17 protein-coding genes are annotated in these 25,580 nt (G+C 51.8%); 14 read left to right on the forward strand and 3 right to left on the reverse strand.

All coding sequences use genetic code 11. The features are described 5' to 3' along the window. Positions 1-22: 22 nt before the first annotated feature. From ACYU8Y_RS04485 to ACYU8Y_RS04495, 3 genes are all read left to right on the forward strand, one after another. Positions 23-1,435 (forward strand): FGGY-family carbohydrate kinase, encoded by a 1,413-nt coding sequence (locus ACYU8Y_RS04485; protein WP_460934630.1) that lies wholly within the window; start codon positions 23-25, stop codon positions 1,433-1,435. A 117-nt stretch (positions 1,436-1,552) separates the two neighbouring features. After that, complete coding sequence (rhaM, locus tag ACYU8Y_RS04490; RefSeq protein WP_460934632.1) at positions 1,553-1,867, forward strand: L-rhamnose mutarotase; 315 nt, start codon at positions 1,553-1,555, stop codon at positions 1,865-1,867. Positions 1,868-1,933: 66 nt separating this feature from the next. Then, complete coding sequence (locus tag ACYU8Y_RS04495) at positions 1,934-2,977, forward strand: sialidase family protein (RefSeq protein WP_460935185.1); 1,044 nt, start codon at positions 1,934-1,936, stop codon at positions 2,975-2,977. Positions 2,978-3,231: 254 nt separating this feature from the next. On the opposite strand, the gene ACYU8Y_RS04500 is transcribed toward ACYU8Y_RS04495, so the two are convergent. Continuing rightward, entirely contained in the window at positions 3,232-4,176 is a 945-nt protein-coding gene (locus ACYU8Y_RS04500) for a YihY/virulence factor BrkB family protein (RefSeq protein ID WP_460934634.1), read from the reverse strand. A 220-nt stretch (positions 4,177-4,396) separates the two neighbouring features. Between ACYU8Y_RS04500 and ACYU8Y_RS04505 the strand changes: the two genes are divergently transcribed. The 3 genes from ACYU8Y_RS04505 to ACYU8Y_RS04515 are packed head-to-tail and all read left to right on the forward strand — an operon-like array spanning position 4,397 to position 8,219. Then, complete coding sequence (locus ACYU8Y_RS04505) at positions 4,397-4,936, forward strand: (2Fe-2S)-binding protein (protein WP_460934636.1); 540 nt, start codon at positions 4,397-4,399, stop codon at positions 4,934-4,936. After that, complete coding sequence (locus ACYU8Y_RS04510; protein ID WP_460934638.1) at positions 4,933-5,973, forward strand: FAD binding domain-containing protein; 1,041 nt, start codon at positions 4,933-4,935, stop codon at positions 5,971-5,973. The genes ACYU8Y_RS04505 and ACYU8Y_RS04510 overlap by 4 nt, the downstream gene beginning before the upstream one ends. A gap of 14 nt (positions 5,974-5,987) precedes the next feature. Further along, the gene (locus tag ACYU8Y_RS04515) at positions 5,988-8,219 is read left to right on the forward strand and encodes a xanthine dehydrogenase family protein molybdopterin-binding subunit (RefSeq protein WP_460935187.1); all 2,232 of its coding nucleotides are present in this window, start codon (positions 5,988-5,990) and stop codon (positions 8,217-8,219) included. 113 nt (positions 8,220-8,332) lie between these two features. On the opposite strand, the gene ACYU8Y_RS04520 is transcribed toward ACYU8Y_RS04515, so the two are convergent. After that, positions 8,333-9,925, reverse strand: a complete 1,593-nt coding sequence (locus tag ACYU8Y_RS04520; RefSeq protein ID WP_460934640.1) for a serine hydrolase domain-containing protein — start codon at positions 9,923-9,925, stop codon at positions 8,333-8,335. A gap of 177 nt (positions 9,926-10,102) precedes the next feature. On the opposite strand from ACYU8Y_RS04520, the gene ACYU8Y_RS04525 reads away from it, so the two are divergent. Next, positions 10,103-10,603, forward strand: coding sequence for a YybH family protein (locus tag ACYU8Y_RS04525; RefSeq protein ID WP_460934642.1), 501 nt, complete (start codon positions 10,103-10,105; stop codon positions 10,601-10,603). 315 nt (positions 10,604-10,918) lie between these two features. Here the strand turns inward: ACYU8Y_RS04525 and ACYU8Y_RS04530 are convergent, their stop codons facing one another. Continuing rightward, positions 10,919-12,646, reverse strand: coding sequence for a glutamine--tRNA ligase/YqeY domain fusion protein (locus tag ACYU8Y_RS04530; protein WP_460934644.1), 1,728 nt, complete (start codon positions 12,644-12,646; stop codon positions 10,919-10,921). A 376-nt stretch (positions 12,647-13,022) separates the two neighbouring features. On the opposite strand from ACYU8Y_RS04530, the gene ACYU8Y_RS04535 reads away from it, so the two are divergent. The 7 genes from ACYU8Y_RS04535 to ACYU8Y_RS04565 all read left to right on the forward strand — a co-directional run bounded on the left by ACYU8Y_RS04535 (position 13,023) and on the right by ACYU8Y_RS04565 (position 25,478). Further along, positions 13,023-14,369, forward strand: a complete 1,347-nt coding sequence (locus ACYU8Y_RS04535; protein ID WP_460934646.1) for a TolC family protein — start codon at positions 13,023-13,025, stop codon at positions 14,367-14,369. Between the two features lie 113 nt (positions 14,370-14,482). Further along, on the forward strand, positions 14,483-15,646 hold the full coding sequence (locus ACYU8Y_RS04540; RefSeq protein ID WP_460934648.1) for an efflux RND transporter periplasmic adaptor subunit: 1,164 nt from the start codon (positions 14,483-14,485) through the stop codon (positions 15,644-15,646). 109 nt (positions 15,647-15,755) lie between these two features. Then, positions 15,756-18,977, forward strand: coding sequence for an efflux RND transporter permease subunit (locus ACYU8Y_RS04545; protein WP_460934650.1), 3,222 nt, complete (start codon positions 15,756-15,758; stop codon positions 18,975-18,977). A gap of 216 nt (positions 18,978-19,193) precedes the next feature. Then, a complete protein-coding gene (locus ACYU8Y_RS04550) occupies positions 19,194-19,529 on the forward strand; it encodes a PadR family transcriptional regulator (RefSeq protein ID WP_460934652.1) in 336 nt (111 codons plus the stop codon). A gap of 12 nt (positions 19,530-19,541) precedes the next feature. Further along, entirely contained in the window at positions 19,542-22,157 is a 2,616-nt protein-coding gene (locus tag ACYU8Y_RS04555; protein WP_460934654.1) for an ABC transporter permease, read from the forward strand. Positions 22,158-22,169: 12 nt separating this feature from the next. Beyond that, a complete protein-coding gene (locus tag ACYU8Y_RS04560) occupies positions 22,170-24,893 on the forward strand; it encodes an ABC transporter permease (protein WP_460934656.1) in 2,724 nt (907 codons plus the stop codon). 171 nt (positions 24,894-25,064) lie between these two features. Further along, the gene (locus tag ACYU8Y_RS04565) at positions 25,065-25,478 is read left to right on the forward strand and encodes a hypothetical protein (RefSeq protein WP_460934658.1); all 414 of its coding nucleotides are present in this window, start codon (positions 25,065-25,067) and stop codon (positions 25,476-25,478) included. The last annotated feature ends 102 nt before the right edge of the window (positions 25,479-25,580 follow it).

The raw sequence follows: 25,580 nt of genomic DNA on the forward strand, positions 1-25,580 counted from the left end.
CTCATTCACACATTCAACATTCATGTCGACTCCCGCTATTGCCATCTTCGACATTGGGAAGACCAATAAAAAGCTGTTCCTCTTTGATGAGGCCTACCGAATTGTTTGGGAGAAATCGGAGCAGTTTGCTGAAATTCCGGATGAAGACGGCGACCTGTGTGAGGACTTGGACCGATTGACGCTTTGGATAACCGCATCCTTGACGGAGGTGCTGGCTTTGCCTGACGTTTCGGTTCTGGCGGTTAATTTCTCGACCTACGGGGCTAGCCTGGTGCTGATTGATCAGACAGGAAAACCACTTAGCCCGCTTTATAACTACCTGAAAGCGTATCCACCGGCTTTACTCCGGCAGTTCTTCGCAACCTATGGTCCCGAATCGGACATCACCCGGCAAACGGCCTCGCCCTCGCTGAGTAGTTTGAACTCGGGGCTTCAGTTATACCGATTCAAACACGAGCAGCCTGATGTATTCGAACGCCTGGGCTATGCCCTGCACTTGCCGCAGTACGCGAGCTATTTGATCAGCCAATGGCCGGTTTCGGATCTGACCAGCATCGGGTGTCATACGATGCTTTGGGATTTCGACCGGCAGGCGTATCACACCTGGGTCAGTCAGGAGAAACTCGATGCTTATCTGGCACCGGTTGTTCCGTCCGACTCGGCCCGCATGGCAACTGTCAATGGCAAATCGATTCAGGTAGGCGTTGGCCTTCACGATAGTTCGGCGGCATTGATACCCTATCTGGCCTCGTTTCAGGAGCCATTCGTGCTGATTTCAACCGGAACCTGGTGCGTGAGCATGAACCCATTCAACAGCAGTCCGCTGACGCCAGAGGAACTGCAATATGACTGCCTCAACTACATGCATTATAAGGGGCAGCCTGTCAAATCGGCCCGTTTGTTTGCGGGATACGAGCATGAGCAGCAGGTGAAACGATTGGCCGATTTTTTTCAGGTACCGATTGATTCGTATGTTCGGGTAGCGTACGACCCTGGCCTTATCGAACAGGCCCGGCAGCATTCGGGACCGGTAACAACGGAAGTTGATGCTAAAGGGAAGCAATTGTTATCCATGCAGGGGTCATTATTCGGGCAACGCAACCTGAAAGATTTCGCAACGTATGAAGAGGGATACCATCAGTTGATGCTGGACATCGTCGCCCAGCAATTGATTTCGACGAATCTCGTACTCGCCGATACGTCGGACAACCGGGTTCATGTGAAACGGCTTTTTGTGGATGGCGGCTTTGGCAAAAACCCCATTTACATGAACTTGCTGGCAAAAGCGTTTCCCGACATCGACGTGTATGCCGCATCGGTGGCGCAGGCGTCGGCTTTGGGGGCGGCCCTGGCGATTCACCCTCATTGGAATGCACATCCGCTACCGACGGATTGTGTGGCGCTTACCCAGTACACGAATTCGGTTACCGCCTGAAAACTCCCGTTTACTTACCGTATCGACCAATGACAGTTAAACCGCTGGCTGGTCGCCTTGTACTCTTCTTCCTGTTTTTTGCTCTGGACATTATACACCGCTTATAAAGAAAAAACTATGGAAGAAATAGCGTTTACCATGAAATTGAAGCCGGGTGTTGAGGCCGAATACCAGCGTCGGCACGACGAGATATGGCCGGAGTTAACGACTGCCCTCCTGGAGGCAGGCATTCGGGATTATTCAATTTACCTTGACCACGCAACGGGAACACTGTTTGCCGTGCAGAAACGCCTGCCTGACCACACTGCCGACGCATTACCGGGATTGCTCATCATGCAGCGCTGGTGGGCCTATATGGCTGATTTGATGGAAACAAATTCCGACCATTCACCCGTTACTGTCCCTTTGACCCGTGTATTTCATCAGGAGTAGTTGTTTTCTCGTTTGACTAGTAGCTTTGTGTCGCTCTCCGATTAAGCACTAACGACACACGTGAAAATTTTAACGATCTCCCTCTTTTTATTGGCCGCCGGCTTAGGTAGGCAAGAATTAGTTGCCCAGCCAGGTAACCCCGCTATTCTTCGCAGCGAATTGATTTACGAACAGCCACCCACCCCGGAATGTCATGCTTCTACCCTTGCTGAAACGCCCAACGGACTAGTGGCTGCCTGGTTTGGCGGGGAATACGAGCGGCACCCGAATGTGGGTATCTGGATCAGTAGCCGAACGGATAAGGGTTGGGCAACGCCCGTAGAAGTAGCTACGGGCCTGCAACCTGACGGGAAGCACCTGCCGTGCTGGAACCCGGTTCTATTTCAGATACCCAAAGGTGAATTGCTGCTGTTCTACAAAGTCGGTCCCAGCCCATCGACCTGGTGGGGGCTGTTGAAACGATCCAAAGATGGCGGCAAAACCTGGTCGGAAGCGGAACGGCTTCCTGAGGGAATTGTGGGTCCCATTAAAAATAAACCTGTCCTGCTGGCTTCGGGGGTTCTGTTATGTCCCAGCAGTTCGGAAGATCACAACTGGCGAGTACATTTTGAGCAAACCAGCGACTGGGGTAAAACGTGGAAAAAAACGGCACCCATTAATGAAGGCGTCACGGATGGGGCGATTCAACCCAGCGTTTTGTTTCATCCTGATGGGCAGTTACAGGCCCTGTGCCGTAGCCAGAAAGCTGGATTTATTCTCGAAACCTGGTCAAAGGACGGGGGAAAGAGTTGGTCACCCTTGCAGAAAACGACTTTGCTGAACCCTAACTCAGGAACCGATGCCGTGACCCTGAACGACGGCCGTCAGGTACTGGTTTACAATCCGGTAGCGAACACGGGTAAGGCTGAATACGGTGGCCCTCGCACACCCCTTGAGGCCGCCATATCTGACGATGGAAAAACCTGGAAAACACTGGCTGTTCTCGAAAGCGAGCCCGGTGAGTTTTCGTACCCGGCGGTTATTCAAACGGCGGATGGACTTGTCCACGTAACCTATACCTGGAAGCGGAAGCGTATCAAACACGTGGTGCTTAACCCGAAGAAAGTGTAGTGCGTCTTGGTTGTGTTGAGTTAATTGAGCTGAATTAAAAGTCCTAACTAGCCCATCGCTTTAGGGGTGGGTTTAGTCAGAATCGGTTCCCTATCATTAACCATTTCAATGGTTCGGTGCTTATAAAAACCGTTGAAACGGTTGAATTTCATTTGTTTTTCACCTAATCCACAGCTGAAGCAGTGGGCTGATAGGGTTCAAACAGGCGCTCAATTAGGTCAAACCAGTTAGCCAAGCCAGAATACAAAAATACGTTACTTTTTGGGGGGCAATGCCGCCACATCGCGTTCTCGTTCAGTCTGTTCGACATAAACGGCATAGTCGGCTGGTTCAATTTTTATACCGAAGTGATTGGCGTACGCCTGGGTAAATTCAGCGCCGAAATACAGGATAGCAGCTGTATAATAGATCCACGTCAGAATGACGATCAGGGAACCCGCTGCCCCGTAGGCTGAACTGGTGCTGGTCGTTTCGATGTATAAACCAATCAGGTAGCGTCCCAGCATAAAAAGCAGGGCGGTGAACAGAGCGCCCCAGCGTACGTCTTTCCAGGCAATTTTCGCGTCGGGGAGCACTTTAAAAATTATGCCGAAGAGCGCCGTTACTACGGCTGTGCTAATCAGGAAATTAAGCGCCGTGATCAGAATGAAGCCTACGTCGGGGATATACCGGGTAATGATGTTGCTCATGGCCAGAACAAGCCCATTAATGATCAGAGATACCAGCAGCAGGAAACCCAGGCTGACCACCAGAGACGAGGAAAGTAGCCGGTCTTTCAGTATCTTCAGCCAGCCCCGCTTTGGTTTGGCTTTTACCCGCCAGATCATATTCACCGAATCCTGAATTTCTACGAAGATACTCGTTGCACCTACGACCAGCGTAATGATTCCGATGACCAGCGCCGTGTTGGTTTTACCGGATAGCCCAACGCTCTTGATCATATCCTGAATCTGCTTGGCCGCTTCATTACCCACCAAGCCATTTATCTGGGAAAATATCTGTCCCTGAATGGCTTCCTGTCCCAGGAAAACACTGACAACGGATATAATGAGCACTAGTAGGGGAGCCAGCGAGAAAACCGTGTAGTAAGCCAGAGCGGCACTTAGTTTCAGGCACCGGTCCTCCAGAAAACCGTTGAAGGCATCCCGGATAACAATCCACAGGTCAGAAAAGAACGATTTTATGCTCTTGGTTGCCATATACGTTGAGTTATCGTGCGCGCCATAACCAGATGCCGGTAATGGGTTATGGCAGAAAGTAAGTATAAGGTCTAACTAAAATACACATGAGTTGTTGGCCATGCATCAGGTAAATCCTGACTGCGGGACGCTGGGTCACCCGTTCCCGTTGAAACGGATTTTAAACAACCACTGCTCCATAGGGTTCAGAACTAGAGAGACAAACCTTACTCAATGCATTATGAACCCTGCTGTAGAATCGTACCCGCCCAACCAGCCACCACCATCGTTGCCTCCCATTCATACCGTGCGGCTAACGGTCAATGGCAACGAAACCGAATTACAGATTGCCCCCTGGACAACCCTACTCGACGCCCTGCGGGAATACATGGACCTGACAGGCACCAAGAAAGGCTGTGATCATGGTCAATGTGGGGCCTGCACGGTATTGGTGAACGGTAAACGGATTAATTCCTGCCTGACGCTGGCCATCATGCAGGAAGATACCGAGATCACCACCATTGAAGGCCTGGCCCGGCAGGATGGCGGCTCGGCAGAGCAACTCCATCCGCTTCAGCAGGCTTTCATCGAACACGATGCGTTTCAGTGCGGCTATTGCACCCCCGGCCAAATCTGTTCGGCGGTAGGGCTAATGAATGAAGGAAAAGCCAAAACGACGGCCGACATACGCGAACTGATGAGCGGCAATATCTGCCGGTGTGGTGCCTATACGAACATCGTTGATGCGATTGAGGACGTACTGAATCAACAAACGGCATGAACAGCTTTACCTATATTCGAACCGATGCCGTAGATACCGCCGTACGCGAACGGGCATCCGAACAAACCGCCAAATTCGTGGCCGGAGGGACCAATCTCATTGACCTGATGAAGGAAAATGTAGAACACCCCACGCGGCTGATCGATATAACACGCCTGCCTCTGGCAACTATTTCCGACACGGTAGCGGGTGGTCTGCGGCTAGGCGCGCTGATGACCAATGCCGATACGGCCTATAACGAGCAGGTTATTCAGCGGTATCCGTTACTGTCGCAGGCTATTCTGGCTGGGGCATCGCCCCAATTACGCAACATGGCCACGGATGGGGGCAACCTGCTGCAACGGACGCGTTGTTATTATTTCTACGATACCGCCACACCCTGCAACAAACGGGAGCCCGGCTCGGGTTGCTCGGCCATAAACGGCTACAACCGGATTCATGCCATTTTAGGGACGAGTGATCCGGGACTCACCGGCGAAAGGACCGAACCGTCCTGCATCGCTACTCATCCGTCGGATATGTGTGTGGCGCTGGCCGCCCTGGAAGCGGAGGTTCGGGTGAAAGGCAGTAACGGTGAGCGTACCATTCCCTTCGCTGATTTTCACCGCCTTCCGGGCGATGCCCCTCATCTGGACAACACACTGGAACCCGATGAGCTGATTACTTCCATTGACCTGCCCGCCCGTGGTTTTCCGGAATACCACGCGTATTTGAAACTCCGCGACCGGGCCTCGTATGCGTTCGCGCTGGTTTCGGTAGCCGTTGGGCTGGAAATGGATCGGAGCGACGGTCGAGGTGGCCTTATCACATCCGCCCGAATTGCGCTCGGTGGCGTGGCGCACAAACCCTGGCGCAAGCCCGAAGCCGAAACCCTGCTGGTTGGGAAACCAGCAACGAGAGAAAACTTCCAGGCGGCCGCCGACTTATTGCTGGCTGGGGCTCAGGGATTTGGTCATAATACATTCAAAATCGAACTGGCTAAACGCGCCATCATCCGGGCGCTGGGACAGGCCGCTAAACTCGAACCTACTGCATGAGTACGCCACCAGTAATGACCCAATCAATCGGGAAGCCCATCAGCCGCGTCGATGGGGTAGACAAAGTGACGGGTAAGGCGAAATATGCCGCCGAATTCAATGTGCCGGATCTGGCCTATGGAGTCGTTGTTTCCAGTGCCATCGCCAAAGGTAAAATTAACCGTATCGATACGAGCGACGCGCTGTCGCTCGATGGCGTTTTAGCCGTATTTACGCACGAAAACCGACCCAAGCTGGCCTGGTTCGATATCAGCTACAAAGACCAGGATGCGCCACCCGGCTCGCCGTTTCGGCCGTTGCATGATGCAACCATCAGGTACAGCGGACAACCGATCGCGCTGGTCGTTGCCGAAACGTTTGAACTGGCCCGGTATGCGGCCACGCTGGTTCGGGTCGACTACAAAGAGGTTTCTCACGAAACCAGTCTGGAAACTAACCTGCATCAGGCCCGTAAACCCAAGTCGGGGATCGCTTCGTTACTGAAACCACCGCCACCAAAACCCCGTGGCGACTTCGAAAAAGCGTATACGGAAGCCCCTGCGGCCATGAATGGTCGGTACGTTCATGCGGCAGAGCACCATAACCCAATGGAGCTTTTTGCCACGACGGTCTCCTACGACAAGGGCGGTAAACTGACTATTTATGACAAAACCCAGGGCGTAACGAACAGTATTCTTTACGTAACGCAGGTATTCAACATTCCTTTCAAGGATGTTCGGGTACTCTCGCCCTACATGGGTGGTGGCTTCGGGTCTGGACTACGCCCTCAATATCAACTGTTTATGGCGGTGATGGCCGCTCGTGAACTGAAGCGGTCCGTACGGGTGTCATTGACCCGGCAGCAGATGTTTACCTTCGGTCACCGTCCCGCTACAGTCCAGAATGTAGCCCTTGGCGCACTGGCAGATGGAACGATGAATGCCCTATACCATGATGCCGTAGGCGAGACGTCGCAGTTCGAAGATTATACCGAAGTTGTGGTCAATTGGGGCGGCATGCTTTATCCGGCCGAAAATGTCAAAATGGACTACAAGCTGGTGCCGCTGGATGTGTACAGCCCACTCGACATGCGTGCACCAGGTGGAGTAACGGGTATGTCGGCTCTGGAAGAAGCCATGGATGAGCTGGCGTACGCGGTAGGGATGGACCCGCTGGCATTCCGACTTAAAAACTACACGGATCTGGACCACAACCAGCAACTGCCTTATTCCAGTAAGGAACTTCGGGCGTGTTTTCAGCAGGGGGCCGAACGATTTGGCTGGTCGAGCCGTAATCCCGAACCCCGTTCGATGAAAAAAGACCACAACCTAATTGGCTGGGGCATGGCCACCGGTATCTGGGATGCCAACCAGATGCCCGCTCGTGCCGAAGCCGTTCTTATGGTCAATGGTAAACTGCGGGTGAGTAGTGCGACGGCTGATATCGGTACGGGCACCTATACGATTATGACGCAGATCGCGGCCGATACACTGGGCATGCCAATCAGTGATGTGCTTTTCAAACTGGGCGATACCGATATGCCGATAGCGCCTATTTCCGGGGGCTCGTGGACGGCGGCAACCGTAGGCTCGGCGGTACAGGCCGCCTGCCAGGAAGTAGGGAAGACACTTCTCAAACTTGCCAAAAAGATGCCCGGCTCACCGTTCAAAGGAGTTAAGTGGGACGAGGTGACTTTTTCTGATAAGCACATGCGACTGAAGAGTGATCCTTCCGTTGCGCTTTCGTTGCAAACGCTCGTTGATCAAAATGGGGGCAAAGCAGTTCGGGAAACGACCGGCGCGCTGCCTAATATGCTGAAACAGAAAAACTACACGCGCAGTACCCACTCGGCTGTGTTTGTCGAAGTAATGGTCGATGAAGAGTTAGGAACGGTAAAAGTGACCCGTGCGGTGACTGCTGTTGCCGGTGGTCGCATTCTGAACCCGAAAACAGCTCGCAGTCAGATACTGGGCGGCATGGTTTGGGGAATTAGCAAAGCGCTCGAAGAAGAAAGCGTTATGGATCACAACTTCGGGCGTTTTATGAACCACAGCCTATCGGAGTACCACGTAGCTGTAAACGCGGACATTCATGACCTTGACGTCATTTTCGTAGAAGAGCATGACGACATCGTCAATCCGTTGGGGGTGAAAGGGCTGGGTGAAATTGGTATTGTGGGTATGCCCGCAGCCGTTGCCAACGCCGTTTTCCACGCCACCGGCCGCCGTGTCCGCGACTTGCCCATCACCCTGGATAAGTTGTTGTAATTTTGGGGTCATTAAACCCCCAAATCCCCTGAAGGGGACTTTGCCTAATCATGAGCAAAGTCCCCTTCAGGGGATTTAGGGGTTTAATGTTTATGTTTGAGACAAGGGTTTTCTTAGGCCGTCATTTTTCCGTCCAGTTCGGGTCGTTTGTCCTTCGTCTTATTGAGCGTATTCAGACTACTCTGAAACGATACCTGAACGCCATCTTTACCGAATTTGCAGGTAACGGTGTCGTAGTGAGCCGTTTCGATGAACCGCCAGATCATAACGAAGGTGTTGGCATCCTGCCAGCTGCCGCTGCCAGCTACTTTCCGGACGGGGCCGCCCGGAACAACGGTTGGTGTTAAGGAGAGGGGCGCTACGGAAAAGGTAGTTGTGCCTTCCCGATAACGACCGACGCCACATAGAACCTGGTGGTCGCCCTGGTCATCACGAAGTTTGAAGATACACCCGTCCTTACCGAACGTCAGCGACACATCCTTCACATGCGAGGAGTTCTCCGCGACGGCAAATGTTTTCCCGCTTATCTGACTCGCTACTGTCGAACTGGTTTGCGAAGGTGGTGGGGTCAGCGCCAGGTTTGCCATTTTCTGGGTCAACGCTGCCTGTTTTATTTTATCGGCAGATAGCCCATTTCCCTGAAGGGCGGGCAATATATGGTCCCAGACGGCATTGAGAATGCCCTGCATATCTGCCGATTCGGACGTGATGGCCACAACGGCGTCCTCTTTGGGTAGTACGATACAAAACTGGCCAAAGGCACCATCGCCCCGGTACGCATCGTGGCGACAGCGCCAGAATTGATACCCATATCCCTGAATCCAGTCGTTTACACCGGCATCGCCCTTGCCACCTTTAGAGTTTACTTCGGCGCGGGTTGCATCGGCAATCCAGTTTTCAGCGATCAGCCGTTTGCCGTTCCAGAGGCCTTTTTGTAAGTAAAGCTGCCCGAACTTGGCAATGTCTTCGGTGCGCAGTCGAAGGCCCCACCCGCCGGTATTGATTCCATTGGGATCGACTTCCCAGTCTTCGCCTTCAATGCCCAGCGGCCCGAACAGACGCGGTTTTAGGTAGTCGATGACAGGCATACCCGTGAGCTTCTGTACGATGGCGGAAAGCATGTAAGTGGCTCCGCTGTTGTAGACAAAAAATGTTCCGGGTTTATGGTCAACGGGTTGCGCCAGAAACGATTTTACCCAGTTGGTATCTGTGCCACCCCGTAGCGATGGGGTGGTATCTTTATCGTGACCCGTCGACATGGTCAGTAAATCTTTCACCCGCATAGCTGCCAGGTTATCGCTGATCGTGGCCGGGACATCTTTCGGGAAGAACGACACAACTTTGTCCTCTATGGTCAGCCGTTTTTCGGCCACCGCCATGCCAACGGCTGTCGAGGTGAAGCTTTTACTCAATGAATACAAGGTGTGTTTAAGGTCGGGAGCGTAGGGTGCCCACCAGCCTTCGGCAACAACCTGACCGTGCCGAAGTACCATGACACTGTGTACATTGAGTTGTTTCGCTTCGATGGTGTTGACAAAGTCCAGCAGACCACCGGGCGCAACGCCCTGTTTTTCGGGCAGACTACGGGGTAATTTACCTGACTTGGTCGGGGCTGTCCAGGCGCTTACAGGAAGGGTAGTCGCAAGGCTCAGGCCAACGGCCCCGAAGCCAAGTTGCCGAAGGAAATCTCTGCGGTTGAGGTTCATTGGGTTTACAAAGGGAGTTATGGTAGCAAACGGTTGACCAGCGCGATGGCGTGGCGTCTTTCATTAAAAGCATAGACCAGGGTCGTAGCTACTATTCACCCTGGGGAATTTAATCGGGCATGGATCGTAATGCTGATCAATAGCTACTTCCGTTTGTTTATCTACTATCTTCATGGAATGAAGAACTTTGTACTTAGGTATTTATGTCTGGTTCTGACCGTTGTTTCGATTCCTTTTTGTTCACTGGCTCAGTACGGGGCTGATGCAAAGGCCGATGAGGCACGAATTCGGGCCTTGCGCCTGCAGTCGAACGAGGCTATTCAGGCGCGGGATCTTGCTGGGTTTGGAAAAACAATGCGACCGGATATTGATGTGACCCGGGGAAGCGGCTCCCATGTAACAGGCCGAGATTCGGTGCTGGCATCGGTCTCGGTCCAGCTTGCCGACCAGTCGTTTCTGGGGTATGTGCGGATGACGGACAGCGTACAGGTCAGCACATCGGCTCCCCTGGCGGCCGAACAGGGGCACTGGGTAGGGCGTTTCCAGCGTGCCGACGGCATCCAAACCATAACCGGTGTTTACCTGACAATGTGGCAAAAAGACAGCGCAGACTGGAAAATTCGTTCGGAGTTATTCGTCAGTCTGGCCTGCACGGGCAGTGCCGCCTGCGGGAAGTGAATGGTGTATTAGTCAAGGTTACCTGGTAAGTTTTCCAAGTCCTGAAGGTCTTGAGGGCGGCCGTAAGATAACCATGAGCAATCACAGCGTGGCCACGTCGTTGACGTTTTGGGATTTACGGATAGTGTCCATTTCGTAAATAGTAGGTAAAGGAAAAACTATCGAGTTGTGCCTTGTAGAAAATCTCCGGTCGTTCCAAATCTATCTGGAAACCTGCGGCCAGGATATGCTATTTTATATACTTTGTATTTGAGGAACCTTAAAATTGTTTGGTCATAGTTGTTAATCAGCAACTATGACCAAACAATTAAACAATTACCCCTTCTTCTGCTCTTTCGCCCAGGCGTCTTTCAGGGTGACGGTGCGGTTGAAAACGGGCCGCTCGGTGGTGGAGTCGGGGTCGCTGATGAAGTATCCCTTGCGCATAAACTGCACATTGGCTGGCGAACCCGACCGAATGGACTCAACCAGCGAGGGCTCGACAAACGCGCGAACGACCGTTAGCGAATCCGGGTTTAGCAATTCCTTAAAATCCCGATCATCGGCAGCCGGGTTCTCAACGGAGAACAGGCGGTCATAAAGCCGCACTTCGGCTTCAACGGCATGCGGTACCGATACCCAGTGGATGGTGCCTTTAACGTTGATCCCCGACGTATCGGAGCCGCTTCGGCTTTCGGGAATGTAGGAGCAACGCAGTTCGATAATTTCGCCTGCATTGTCTTTCACCACCTCATCACACTTGATAATGTAGGCGCCTTTCAGCCGAACCATACCGCCTGGAAATAACCGGAAAAACTTCTTCGGCGGATTTTCCATGAAATCGTCCCGTTCGATATACACCTCCCGGCTAAACGGAACATCCCGCTCGCCCGATGCCGGATCTTCGGGATTGTTCTCGATCCGCATGATCTCCTCACGTCCAATTTCGTAGTTGGTAATGACGAGCTTGAGCGGCTTTTCGTCCAGAACGGCCATAACGCGGTGGGTCGTCTTGTTGAGTTCCTCGCGAATGCAGAACTCAAGCAGGCCGACGTCGATCAGGTTGTCCCGTTTGGCAATCCCGATGCGGTCGGCAAATTCACGCAGGCTGGCCGGTGTATACCCCCGCCGACGAATGCCTGCAATGGTTGGCATACGCGGATCGTCCCAACCCGATACGTGGCCTTCTTCCACCAGCAATTTCAGTTTACGTTTGCTCATGACCGTGTAGGTCAGGTTCAGGCGGGCAAACTCGATCTGGCGGGAAGGGAAAATGTTCAGCTTATCGATAAACCATTCGTACAATGGCCGATGCACCTCAAACTCCAGCGTACACAGCGAGTGCGTAATATGCTCGATGGCGTCGGACTGCCCGTGGGCAAAGTCGTACATGGGATAAATGCACCAAGCGTCGCCCGTGCGGTGGTGATGCGCGTGTTTGATGCGGTAAATAATCGGATCGCGCAACTGCATATTTGGCGACGCCATATCGACCTTCGCCCGGAGTACTTTGGCTCCATCGGGATACTCGCCCGCCTTCATACGCCGGAACAGGTCGAGGTTTTCATCGACGCTCCGGTCACGGTACTGATTTATCTTTCCCGGTTCGGTTGGTGTTCCTTTCTGGGCTGCTATTTCCTCAGACGTCGAATCATCGATGTAGGCTAAACCTTTCTGAATCAGGGTTTCTGCAAACTGATAGATCTGGTCGAAGTAATCGGATGCGTAAAACTCATTCTCCCAGTCGAAGCCCAGCCAACGGACATCATTCTTTATCGAATCGACGTATTCAGTGTCTTCCGTAACGGGGTTTGTATCATCAAAACGGAGGTTTGTCTGCCCGCCGTATTTGTCAGCCAGACCGAAGTTGAGGCAAATCGACTTGGCATGGCCGATGTGCAGATAGCCGTTCGGCTCGGGTGGAAAACGGGTATGCACCCGGCCGCCATTTTTGCCCGAGGCTAAATCGTCTTCTACAATCTGTTCAATAAAGTTCAAGGATACTCCAGCGTTGTTGCGGTCTGCCGCACTGTGTTCGTCGGAGTCTTTCGTTACTTCACTCATATCGCTTAATCGCTGCTGATAAAGTCCCGAAAGTACGGGCTTTGAGCGGGTTTGTCAAACCCGAACCAAGTTGTTTTGACAGGAATAGAAACTACCCGTAAAACCACTTGCTAAGTAAGGGATGAGTGCTTTGCGCATTATATCGGTCAATTGATTAATCGGCTATGTTAAATTTACAGTGTTGTATCTTGTTGATTTTCAGGTATATGTAAGTAGGGGATTTTTGAATTTTGTTTGAAGAAAATTACCTAAGTAGTCAAAGATCATTAATTAATTTATTATCCCGAGTGAACAAAAGAGCGATCAGAAACAGTTGTTGGATAGTACACGTTGTTGACTAGTATCAGGGCCGGGTACGAATGCCACTCATTGATTTATGAAGAATTGTTGGTTTAGTCTCCTCATTGGAGTTATCAGCGCATGCTCGGGTTCGGTTTTCGCGCAAAAAACAGCAGACTCTTTAGCCAAACAGGCTTACCTGCCCGATTGTATTCAATACGCTTTAGGCCATCAGCCTATTGTTCGCCAGTCGGTCATTGATCAGGAAATTGCCGAGCGGACGGTTCAAAGTGCGCTGGCAGCCTGGTATCCACAGATTGCTGCCGGTTACAACCTCATCCACAACATTAAGTTACCGACCACGATCTTTCCTGATCCAACTACGGGAGAGAGCATTCCCCGAACGATTGGCGCGAAGAACACTTCGACGGCTTCATTGTCCGTCACGCAAAGTATCTTCAATCGGGATGTGCTGCTGGCCAGCCGAACCGCCGATGCTTACCGCGCCCAGGCTTCCCAGAATACGGTCAGAAACAAGATCGACGTAGTTGTCACGGTCAGTAAAGCCTTTTATGATGTTATTCTGACGCAGCGGCAGGTGGATATTCTGAGCGAAGATATTGTTCGGCTGCAACGGAGCCTTCAGGATGCGTCTAACCAGTACCAGGGCGGTATCGTTGACCGGACAGATCCGCAACGGGCGCGCATTGCACTCAACAATTCCCGAGCCCAGCAGAAACAATACCGGGATCTGGTAGGCGCAAAGGTTCAAACCCTGAAGCAGCTTATGGGGTACCCACCCAATGGCGTACTCAATTTAACCTACGACACGCTTCAACTGGCGAATGAGGTTACCCTGGATACCAACCTGCTCGCCAACCCACAAAGCCGGATTGAATACCAACTACTGCAAACGCAGGGCCGCTTACTGGCCGCCAATGTGCGGTATAACCGATGGGCTTATTTGCCGTCCGTGTCGGCGTTTGGTAACTATAATTTGCTGTATCAGAATAATGCCTTCAGTCAACTGTACAGTACATCATTTCCAAACTCGGGAATTGGTCTGTCGGTTGCACTGCCCATTTTCCAGGGAGGCCGACGCATACAGCAGACCAAAATTGCGGAGCTACAGGTTCAGCGGCTGAACTGGGATCTGGCCGCGCTGACCAGTGCGGTCGACGCGGAGTACGCCCAGGCGCTGGCCTCGTACAAGGGCAGTTTGGCTAATTATCTGGCGCTTCGGGAAAACCAGCTGCTGGCGGAAGATGTGTATCGAGTCATTAACCTTCAGTACCGATCCGGCATAAAAACGTACCTGGACGTGACCATTGCCGAAGCCGATCTGAGAACCGCGCGACTAAATGTATTCAATGCCTTGTACCAGGTGTTAATCAGCAAGTTAGACGTTCAGCAGGCACTGGGCGTTATTCAATTTCAACAATAGCACAGGACCCTACAAATCAGTTGTTGTGTGTCAGTAAACGCTGCATCAACCGCTGGCTTCTACCAACAAACGGCCTTTAGTCATTCGTGCCGGCGATCCGGAACAAACTAGTTATGAAGCTTTTCAATCACCTGATTTTACTTACCGGAGGAGTGTTACTGGCTGCCTGTGGCGGCAAAAAAGACGACCAGCAGCAGGCTCCTCCACCCCCAACCGCTGTTTCTGCCGTCAAGGCGGAGCGGGGAAATGCAACCTATTACGATCTGTTTCCAGCCACGGTGACGGCGCTGGTCGAAGTCGAAATTCAACCGCAGGTATCAGGTAATATTACGGGTATTTTCTTTCAGGATGGGCAGTCGGTTCGTAAAGGGCAAAAGCTCTATACTATTGACCCGCAGCAATACCGGGCAGGCTACGATCAGGCGGTGGCGAACCTCAACGTTCAGAAAGCAAACTTGAATCGGGCTCAGAAAGATGCCGACCGCTACAATGCCCTGGCGCAGCAGGACGCCGTTGCCAAACAACTGGTCGACAATGCCAACGCGTCGCTGGAAGCTACCCGGATGCAGGTCGAAGCGGCTCAGGCCACGATTCGGCAGGTAGGGACGAACTTGAAATATACCACCATATATGCCCCGCTTGACGGCACCATTGGTATCTCGCAGGTGCGGCTTGGGGCAGCCGTAGCGCCAGGGTCGACGCCCCTCAACACGATTTCTTCTGACAATCCGATTTCAGCTGACCTTCAGGTGGATGCTTCGGAAATACCGCGTTTTGTCAGGTTGCAGAATCAGAAGAACTCGGCTAGGGATTCGACGCTCCAACTGGTGCTGCCGGATGGAAGTACCTACAAATACCCTGGCTCGGTGCGAATTATTGACCGCGCGGTCGATCCGCAAACGGGAACGTTGCGCGTTCGGATAGCTTTCCCCAATCCAAACAAAGAATTGAAAGTAGGCATCAATGCCAATGTTCGGGTGAAAAACAGTACGGGTCGGCCTGAGCTGCTGATTCCATACCAGGCCGTAACCGAGCAAATGAGTGAATACTTCGTTTTCGTGGTTGGGGATAGCAGCAAAGTGACCCAGAAGAAAGTGACGCTGGGTGCCCGGATCAATGATAAAGTGATCGTTAAGAATGGGCTGAATGAAGGGGAAGTCGTTGTCACGGAAGGAACCCAGAAAGTACGTGAAGGCGCTAAAGTGCGCGTTACCTCCACGGGTCAGGAAGGCAGCGCCAAGGGTGATTCCAGTAACCGGCAGACAGCCGCAAAATAATGATAGAATGATTGACTGATAGACTGAGTGAATAGGCTGACGCTTTCATAATTCACTCAGTCTATCAGTCAATCATCGCACCGGCGACCCGGTCAAAATTAATCTCCTTATGTTCGCAGAAATATTTATAAATCGGCCCGTTACTGCCATCGTCACGTCGATTGTGATCGTTGTTATGGGTATCCTGGCCCTGTTGAGCTTACCCGTCAGTCAGTATCCGGACATTACGCCCCCGGTCGTGCAGGTAACGGGTACCTATACCGGTGCCGATGCGCAGACGGTGGAGCAGACCGTTGCCACGCCGATTGAAACCCAGGTGAACGGTACGCCGGGAATGGACTATGTGCAAACCAATGCCACCAACGACGGCCGGATGACCATGAACGTTACGTTCAAAGTGGGAACTGACGTAAACATTGCCGCCCTCGATGTTCAGAACCGCGTCGGTATTGCACAACCGCAATTACCGCAGGAGGTCACTCGCCTTGGTGTCGTGGTTCGTAAACGGAATCCATCGCTGTTCATGCTGGTGGCCATGTACTCGCCGAAAGGAACCCACAACGTATCGTTTCTGGATAACTACACCAATATTTACATCCGGGATGCCCTGCTGCGGGTACCGGGGGTAGGCGATATTTTCAGCCGGGCCGACGATTTTAGTATGCGGATCTGGATCAAGCCAGACCGGCTGGCCCAGTTGGGTATGACGCCCGACGATGTGGTGGCTGCTCTGCAGGAACAAAACCTGCAGGTAGCCGGTGGTTCGGTGGGTGCGTCTCCTCAGCCAGCATCCCAGGCCTTTGAATATTCCGTTTTCACCAATAGCCGACTCAGTAAGGAAGAGGACTTTCGGAAGATTATCGTTCGCAGCGATCCGGCCAAGGGGTCGCTGGTGTATCTGTCCGATGTAGCCCGGGTGCAGTTGGGTAAGTTCTCCTATGCCAGCAACTCGTTCGTCGACGGAAAGCGGGCGTCTTATCTGCTCGTGTATCAGTTGCCGGGCAGTAACGCGCTTGAAACGGCGAAAGGCGTTTATGCCGCCATGGACAACCTGAAAAAGACGTTCCCAAAAGACATTGAATACGTTGTGCCCTTTGAGTCGGTATCGGTTATTCAGGTGTCGATAGGGGAGGTGGTCGAAACCCTTCTCGAAGCCCTGGTCCTGGTTATTCTGGTGGTTTTCCTGTTTTTGCAAAGCTGGCGGGCTACGCTGATTACGCTGTTGGCCATCCCGGTATCCATCATCGGTACGTTTGCGCTGTTTGTGCCGCTCGGCTTCACCATCAATACGTTGACGCTCTTTGCGTTCGTGCTGGCCATCGGTATCGTCGTCGATGATGCCATTGTAGTGGTGGAAGCCGTTCAGGTTAATATCGACAAAGGCATGACGCCCAAAGAAGCTACCCGCGAAGCCATGCGCGAGATTTCGGCTCCGGTAATTGCCATCGCCCTGATTCTGGCCGCGGTGTTCGTGCCGGTTGGTTTCATTCCGGGTATCGTTGGTCGGCTTTATCAGCAGTTCGCTATCACCATCGCGGTTTCGGTATTGATCTCGGCTTTCGTGGCCCTTTCATTAACCCCGGCCCTATGTACGCTGCTCCTTCGTCCAATGCATATCGACGAGAAAGCAACGGGACTGAACAAGTTTTTCTATAAGTTCAACCAGTGGTTCGAGCGCGTAACCAACGCTTACTCAAATGGTGTACAGCGCCTGATCAAGGCAACTCCGCTGGTCATTGTCGGCTTAGTTGTCGTCTACATCGGAACTGGTTTATTATTCCGGGCAAAACCAACGGGTTTTATTCCGACGGAAGATGAAGGCCGTCTGATCGTCACGTATGAGATTCCGGAAGCCGCTTCGACAACCCGTAGCCTGGAGGTGCTCAACAAAGTGATGAGCATTCTAAAACAGCAACCCTACGTAAACCACTTTGCGGCCCTGGGTGGTCTGAACGCCATTACGTTCGCGTCCAAGTCGAACAGTGGTACGGTATTTATGCAGCTGAAACCCTGGGAGGAGCGGAAAGAGCGGAACATGCAGGCCGACTCATTGGTGGTGAAGCTGCAAAAGGCGTTGGCAGGTCTGAACGATGCCCGTCCGCAAGTGCTGCAACCACCGGCCATTCCGGGGTTGGGTCAATCCTCCGGCTTTACCTTTGAGATCCAGCAGCGCGAATCCAATGATGACGTTCGGGCGTTCGACAACGTGGTCCAGAACTTCCTGGTTGAGGCTAATAAACGCCCCGAGATTTCCCGCGCCTTCACTTATTTTACGGCCAAATCACCCGCCTATCGGGTTGATGTTGACCGGGATAAATGCAAGAAATTGGGTATTTCAGTCAGCTCGGTGTACACGACGATGCAGACGCTGTTGGGTAGCCAGTACGTGAACGACTTTATTATTTACGGACGCAAATTCCGGGTAGTAGCCCAGGCAGATACTATGTATCGGGCTGATATTAAGGCGCTTAACCAGTATTACGTTCGCAACGGAGCGGGGCAGTTGGTCCCCATCAGTACGGTTATCAAAACCAGTGTGATTGAAAATGCTCCGCTGATATCCCACTTTAACCTGTTCCGCTCGGTCGAGTTGAATGGGGGAGCCAAGCCGGGCTACAGCACCAGCCAGGCCAACGATGCTCTGCGCGAAGTGGCCGCTAAAGTGTTGCCTGCTGGGTACGCCTATGATTTCGGAGGGTTGAGCCGCGAAGAGATCAACGCGGGCAGCAGTTCGATTTACATCTTTATGCTGTCGATTGGCTTTGTATTCCTGTTCCTGGCAGCCCTGTACGAAAGCTGGTCAGTGCCTTTCTCTGTCTTGCTATCCGTACCCATTGGGGCACTGGGAGCTATTACGGCGCTGATTATATTTCCATACCTGACCAATAACGTCTACGCCCAAATTGGGTTGATCACGCTGATTGGTCTGGCCGCAAAAAATGCCATTCTGATTGTGGAGTTTGCCAAAGAGCGTGTCGATAAGGGAGAGGATTTGCTGGAGTCGACCATTGAAGCCGTTCGCCTGCGTCTGCGTCCGATTCTGATGACGTCGCTGGCGTTTATCCTGGGTGTGTTTCCCCTGGCGTTGGCAACCGGAGCGGGTGGTGTGGCCCGGGCTACTATTGGCCGAACGGTGCTGGGCGGCATGCTGGCTGCCACGTCGCTGGCTATTTTCGTCGTACCCGTTTTGTATGTTGCCATCTCGAAACTCGCTTATGGCAAAAAAGGACTCGAAAAGTTGAAGGAGAATGCCAAAAAGGATGGAAATTCTGACGATTCTCCGAAACAAGCCGTCCAGGTTGTACCTGCCAACGGTCGGAACCACGAGTAGAGTTGGTGGCGTGCACCTTGGAATAAAGCAAAATAGCTTATTCCATGTGTCCAGAAACGTACGGATACTGTCCGTTTCTGGACGATACATGAGGTTCTGATTCTTCTAAAAAAGGCCACTTCTCAACGGAGTGGCCTTTTTTGCAATTTGGCAAGGCATTTGACATACAGAAATAGAGGAAATAAAACAGAGCATATACTCTCAATAACGAATTCCATGCGTCGGAGTGATTTAGGCGAGTTTGAAGAGGTGGTTTTGCTGGCGGTGGCTGCCCTTTCGCCTACGGCGTATTCAGTGGTGATTGCGGAAGAGCTGGAGCAGGAAACGGGTAATACGGTCAGCACGGGAGCGGTTCACGCGGCTCTGCAACGACTGGAACAGAAAGGGTACCTGACCTCGCTACTGGGCGAAGCGACGGCCGAGCGGGGAGGGCGACGAAAACGCCTGTTCACTGTTACGCCCCTGGGTGGGCGGGTGCTGAGCGAGGTTCGCGCCGTTCGGAATCGACTGTGGGATCGCATCGTCCCGCAAACCATACTTAAGTGGAGCTAACCTTCAATAGGTATGGAACCTAACCAACAGAATACACCACCGCCCCCCTGGCTGAATACCCTGCTGGGCTGGTTTGTGGCTCCCCACCTGCGGGAAGAGGTGCTGGGCGACCTCCACGAGCGCTACGCCCTGCGGGTGCAGCGCCTGGGTGAGCGCCGGGCCCGCCTTACCTACTGGCGCGAGGTGCTGGCTTATGTCAGGCCCTCATTCATTAAACGTAAACCTTCAGCGTATCCTAATCCAACAAATACAGACATGCTACGGAATTATTTAAAAATCGCTTGGCGAAACCTGATCAAGCAAAAGGGATATTCATTTATCAACATCGCGGGTCTGTCGGTTGGAATGGCCGTTGCCATGCTTATTGGCCTGTGGGTACACCATGAGTATTCGTACGATACGTTTCTTCCAAACTATCAGCAGTTGTATCAGGTAAGACGAAATTTTAACAGCAATGGCGACACACTTACCTTCACGTCGACATCGCTTAAGTTAGCCGATGCCCTGCGCAACCAGATACCTGAGGTTGAATACGTCGCCGAAAGCGATTTTTTTGGATCGCATGGACTCAAGGTGGGCGACAAAAAGATGTACATGGATGGTGCCCAAATCGGGGGCGACTTCCTGCGTATGTTTCAATACCCCCTGATAAAAGGAGAGGCCAGTGTGGCGCTGAAAGATCCCTATTCTATCGTACTGACTGAGTCGACTGCACAAGCGCTCTTTGGCCGTGAAGAGGCAATGGGTAAGATCGTTCGGTTCGACAACCAGAACGACTTGAAAGTAACGGGCATTCTGAAAGATCTACCGACCAACTCGTCGCTGAAATTCAATTACCTTGTCCCATTCAGCTATTATGAAGCAGCCGTGAACGGTGTGCGCATGGCCCGTAGCGGTGGCTTCGGCGATAACTCGTTTCAAATCTTTGTTAAGCTTAAACCCAGCGTATCCTATGCCCAGGTGGCTGGGAAAATCGCGCTGATCGAACATACCGAGAAAAATAGCCTCAACGCTATGAATTCGGTGGTGATTCTGCAACCGCTGCAAAACTGGCATCTGTACTCAACGTATCAGAACGGGAAAGAAACGGGTGGATTCATTGAGTATGTCAGGATGTTCAGCATCATTGGCATTTTAGTAGTCCTAATTGCCTGCATCAACTTTGTTAATCTGACTACCGCGCGTTCTACCAAGCGAGCTAAAGAAGTGGGCATCCGAAAGGCGGTCGGTTCACAACGGCAACAGCTCATCAGCCAATTTCTGACCGAATCATTTCTGTTTACGCTGGTGGCTTTCGTATGCTCACTGCTCTTTGTTCAACTGCTGTTACCCGCGTTCAACGCGCTGATCGACAGCCAGGTAGCCATCCCATACGCAAATGCTGGGTTCTGGTTGGCTACGGTAGGCTGCCTGTTGATCACCTCTCTGCTGGCCGGTAGTTTACCTGCCTTCTATTTGTCGTCCTTTCAACCCGTAAAGGTTCTGAAAGGCACGATGCAGGTAGGGAAATCGGCTTCCTGGCCACGCAAAGCATTGGTTGTCGCGCAGTTTAGTTGCTCCATTGCCCTGATCCTGAGTGCCATCATCGTTTTTAAACAAATTCAACACGCGAAGAGTAGGCCGACCGGATATAATGTTAACCGGTTGCTAATGACCAATATGAATAGTGAGTTAGGGCAGAATTTTACCATTCTGAAAGACGAGTTAGTCAAAAACGGGGTGGCTGAACACGTGTCGCAGTCATCGAGCCCGGCTACAGACATCTGGTGGCATTCTGATTTAGACAAATGGCCCGGTAAAAATGCGGGTGAAACGGTGGAAATGGGCATCATACGGGTCGCCAACGACTACTTTAAAACGGTAGGTATGACCTTGACACAGGGTCGGGATTTCAGCGGTGAAAACGATACAACCAGCGTTATCTTCAATGAAGCGGCCATCAAACGGATTCGATTGCAGAACCCCATCGATCAGATCATCACCTGGCAGGGTAAGCCGTTAAAAATCGTCGGGGTAGCAAAAGACGCTTTGATGCAGTCACCTTTTACCAAAGCAGATCCAACGATGTTCGTTTGTACGCCTGGACCGCTCAACGTGCTTTTATATCGGATTTCCCCCCGGCTGGCCACGCAGGATGCCCTTACTCAAATGACGACGTTGTTTACTAAATACAACCCGTCGTATGCCTATAATTATCAGTTCGCCGATGTGAAATACGCGGCTAAGTTCAAGCTGGAGACGCTGATTGGTAAACTGGCTGGTATTTTCGCTGGTCTGGCCATTTTTATTTCCTGTCTGGGTTTATTTGGGTTGGCCTCGTTTATGGCTGAACGACGCACGAAGGAGATCGGTGTTCGCAAAGTACTCGGAGCATCCGTACTCAATGTCTGGGGGTTACTGTCCAAAGAGTTTGTCTACCTGGTGGGCATTGCCTTCTTTATCGCTACCCCACTAGCCTACTACTTTCTGTCAAACTGGTTGCAGAAGTACGAGTACCGCACGGAGCTGTCCTGGTGGATTTTTGGCCTGACGGGTCTGGGGGCTATGGCTGTTACGTTGCTTACGGTTAGTTTTCAAAGCATCAAAGCGGCTTTACTGGACCCGGTGAAGAGTTTGAAGATTGAATAGGTCATTCGCTCTATGAACGACAATCCTCCATCCCGAAACCGAACGGGACCGCCCCCCTGGCTGAACACCCTGCTGGGCTGGTTTGTGGCTCCCCACCTGCGGGAAGAGGTGCTGGGCGACCTCCACGAGCGCTACGCCCTGCGGGTGCAGCGTCTGGGTGAGCGCCGGGCCCGCCTTACCTACTGGCGCGAGGTGCTGGCTTATGTCAGGCCCTCATTTATTAAGCGTAAATCAACCGATCCGACGTACCGGGAGTATCCCAAACCAGCCAACACCGCCATGCTACGAAATTATTTGACAATTGCCTTCCGCACCCTGAGTCGGAATAAACTTTACACTACCCTCAATGTGGCAGGTCTGACGTTCGGCATCACTTGTTTTTTGCTGATCGGGCTGTACCTGTTTGATGAATTAACCTTCGATCAGCAGCACCGCCAGGCAAACCGTATTTACCGGGCCATTCAGCATAAAAAAACGCCGACGGAGGAGCTAACCATCGCAGCATCGAGCTACAAAGTGGCCGAAGAGTCGACGAAACGTATCGGCGAAATTGAAAATTCGGCCCGAATTATCCGGATTGGAAGAGCCAATTTATCAAACCCGGAAAACAAAAACTCGTTTCAGGAGACGATTACCTTTGGCTCACCGGACTTGTTGACACTATTCGACTTTGAGACCCTGGAAGGCGACCCTAAGTCGGCACTGAACGAGCCTAACTCCATTGTCATCGTCGAAGAGCTAGCCCAACGGCTTTTCCATACGACCCAGGTTGTCGGTAAAACCGTTGATTTTGAGCTTGATAAACCGCTGAAGATAACGGCTGTTCTTAAAAATCATCCCCGTAATTCAAGTCTCGATTTCAACCTGGTTGTTTCGGAGGCAACCCTCAGCAACAGCGACGACTTTACCGAATGGATATCGGACTGGAATGCGCAAAATTCCATGTCGTTTTTTCTTCTGAAAGAGAAGGCCGATCCAGACGTTGCCGCGAAGAAAATCACCGATTTACTGTATGCCAATGCCAGATTGGAACCAGGCACATCCATTCGCTACACCTTACAACCCCTGACCGACATTCACTTGTATTCCGAGGCAATTGTGGATGGTGCACGAAATGGCAATGTAGAAGCGATGAGCCAGGGCGTCTTGCTCTATATCAAGATCTTTGCGATCGTCGCGCTGTTTGTTTTGCTTATTGCCTGCATCAATTACATGAACCTGGCTACGGCCCGGGCCTCCAACCGGTCGAAGGAAATTGGGGTTCGCAAAGCCAGTGGCGCGTTTCAGAGTCACCTTATCTATCAATTTCTGACCGAATCGTTCGTCGTAACGACTATCTCTTTTTGTCTGGCTTTTGTGCTGGTCAATGTACTACTGCCGACCTTCAGTGAATTCACCCATAAGGAACTGTCGATGGGTATTCACACCGACTATAGAATCTGGCTGTTCACCCTCCTGGCTCTTATCGCGACAGGTTTGCTGTCAGGCAGTTATCCGGCTTTTTTGTTGTCCAGGTTCAGTCCCCTTCTCTTACTGAAGAATCTGAAGATCCAAAGCAAAGGCGATTTTTCGTTACGGAAAGGCTTGGTCGTTTTCCAGTTTACGATTTCAATTGTAATGATGATTGCCACGATCGTGCTTTTCCAGCAAGTCCGGTTCGCGAATACCAAAAATCTGGGATTCAATAAAGACTTGTTGCTGGTCGTCGATATCAATAGTGGTAAAGTACGAAGTAGCGCCGAAACGATTAAAGCCGAGTTCGCCCGGATTCCTACGGTAAAACGGGTGTCGGTTACCTCTCGGGTTCCGGGCGAATGGAAGACGATTCCGACCGTCAAAATAAGGCCCCAGGGTACGAGTGACGAACCTAAAGTCGCCTACCTGATTGGTGCCGACGAAAACTTCACCAAGACCTTTGAGGTGCAGTTGATGAATGGCCGGAATTTCGGGGGCATGAGCGATTCGACGTCCGTCATTCTCAACGAAACAGCCGCTAAACTACTCGGTATCACCGAAGCCTCGTCGCAGCAAGTCGAAATACCTTCCCGAGCGATGGGTGGAAGCTACAATCCCCTCAACGAGGCTAACCAGCCGTTCAGGGCGAGGGTTATCGGCATCGTGAAAGATTTTCATTTTCAATCGCTGCGCGAAAAAATTGCGCCCATGGTCCTGGCGTACCAAAAGAATCCGGTCCATAATATTGATTATTTCACCGCCAGAGTCGAAGGCAAGGACATCCCGGCAACATTGGCTAAGATGAGCGACGTTCTGACCAAAATCGACCCGGCGCATTTGCTGGAGTATCATTTTCTAGATGAGCAACTGGCTCGTTTCTACGCCGAAGACCAGCGTCGGCAAACCCTGCTGATCTGGGTTGCGCTGGCAACCATCTTCATCGCCTGTCTGGGACTTTTCGGGTTGGCGACCTATGCTGCCGAGCAACGGGTCAAGGAGGTAGGAGTGCGGAAAGTGTTAGGCGCCAGTGTATTGAATCTCGCCACTTTATTATCGAAGGATTTCTTGCGACTGGTCCTGATCGCCAATGGCATTGCCTTTCCGTTAGCCTGGTGGGCGACCAATCAATGGCTGCAGGAGTTCGCGTACCACATCGAAGTAGAATGGTGGGTGTTTGTTGTTTCTGGTATTTTAGCCCTCGCCATCGCCCTGGCAACCGTCAGCTACCAGGCGATAAAAGCGGCTTTACTAAACCCGGTGAAGAGCTTACGCAGCGAGTAAAAAAACGAGTACGAAGCGGTGCCGCAGGCACAAAAAAGCATGGCGTGGAGGAGCGCAAGTTGAGCTGTGATGTACTTTTACATTTTCTTTACATTGTTTTACAGGCATTTAATAGAATGGTCTTTGCTGACCGGTAGGTTTGCTTCTTCACTAAACACAAAAGCAAACGCCATGAAACAAGTAATCAAAAAAAGCCTGATTGTCACTCTTTGTAGCCTTGGCACGATAGGCTTCGCCCAGCAACAATCGTTCTCAAATTGCTCGGCCGCTTTTCTCGGTAGTAGAATGATTGTCAATTTTTTCCAGCCAACGGGTCAATGCTGCCTGTCTCCTACGGCTAAAGGTGGGTTGACCGTAAAGACGGTAGCGTTGACGTCGACGAAATGCAACCCCCTGAACAAAATTCCTTTTACTGTGGACATCCGCGATAAAGCGACGAATACGCTGTATATGTATGCTGATAAACCCTTGTTCCAGGTTCCAGTGCAACGGGTACTAGCCAATTGCAAAAAAGGCGACAATAGTGTGTTGTTGACTATGGATAAGCGTTACGCACTGCCTACTAATGAAATGCTGGTAAAATAAAGGGCCGACCAATCGAGTCGACGTCAGATAAATGATCGGGTTAGACAGGTAATAAACCAAAAATCAATTACCTTTCTTTCACTGTGTTATTCTTAAAATCGG

The sequence above is a fragment of the Spirosoma humi genome (assembly GCF_054776575.1).

Bases quoted from the DNA above. Each gene is read 5' to 3' on its own strand.
- ACYU8Y_RS04485 (WP_460934630.1), top strand. From the start codon at position 23: ATGTCGACTCCCGCTATTGCCATCTTCGACATTGGGAAGACCAATAAA.
- rhaM (WP_460934632.1), top strand. From the start codon at position 1,553: ATGGAAGAAATAGCGTTTACCATGAAATTGAAGCCGGGTGTTGAGGCC.
- ACYU8Y_RS04500 (WP_460934634.1), bottom strand. From the start codon at position 4,176: ATGGCAACCAAGAGCATAAAATCGTTCTTTTCTGACCTGTGGATTGTT.
- ACYU8Y_RS04505 (WP_460934636.1), top strand. From the start codon at position 4,397: ATGAACCCTGCTGTAGAATCGTACCCGCCCAACCAGCCACCACCATCG.
- ACYU8Y_RS04510 (WP_460934638.1), top strand. From the start codon at position 4,933: ATGAACAGCTTTACCTATATTCGAACCGATGCCGTAGATACCGCCGTA.
- ACYU8Y_RS04515 (WP_460935187.1), top strand. From the start codon at position 5,988: ATGACCCAATCAATCGGGAAGCCCATCAGCCGCGTCGATGGGGTAGAC.
- ACYU8Y_RS04520 (WP_460934640.1), bottom strand. From the start codon at position 9,925: ATGAACCTCAACCGCAGAGATTTCCTTCGGCAACTTGGCTTCGGGGCC.
- ACYU8Y_RS04525 (WP_460934642.1), top strand. From the start codon at position 10,103: ATGAAGAACTTTGTACTTAGGTATTTATGTCTGGTTCTGACCGTTGTT.
- ACYU8Y_RS04530 (WP_460934644.1), bottom strand. From the start codon at position 12,646: ATGAGTGAAGTAACGAAAGACTCCGACGAACACAGTGCGGCAGACCGC.
- ACYU8Y_RS04535 (WP_460934646.1), top strand. From the start codon at position 13,023: ATGAAGAATTGTTGGTTTAGTCTCCTCATTGGAGTTATCAGCGCATGC.
- ACYU8Y_RS04540 (WP_460934648.1), top strand. From the start codon at position 14,483: ATGAAGCTTTTCAATCACCTGATTTTACTTACCGGAGGAGTGTTACTG.
- ACYU8Y_RS04545 (WP_460934650.1), top strand. From the start codon at position 15,756: ATGTTCGCAGAAATATTTATAAATCGGCCCGTTACTGCCATCGTCACG.
- ACYU8Y_RS04550 (WP_460934652.1), top strand. From the start codon at position 19,194: ATGCGTCGGAGTGATTTAGGCGAGTTTGAAGAGGTGGTTTTGCTGGCG.
- ACYU8Y_RS04555 (WP_460934654.1), top strand. From the start codon at position 19,542: ATGGAACCTAACCAACAGAATACACCACCGCCCCCCTGGCTGAATACC.
- ACYU8Y_RS04560 (WP_460934656.1), top strand. From the start codon at position 22,170: ATGAACGACAATCCTCCATCCCGAAACCGAACGGGACCGCCCCCCTGG.
- ACYU8Y_RS04565 (WP_460934658.1), top strand. From the start codon at position 25,065: ATGAAACAAGTAATCAAAAAAAGCCTGATTGTCACTCTTTGTAGCCTT.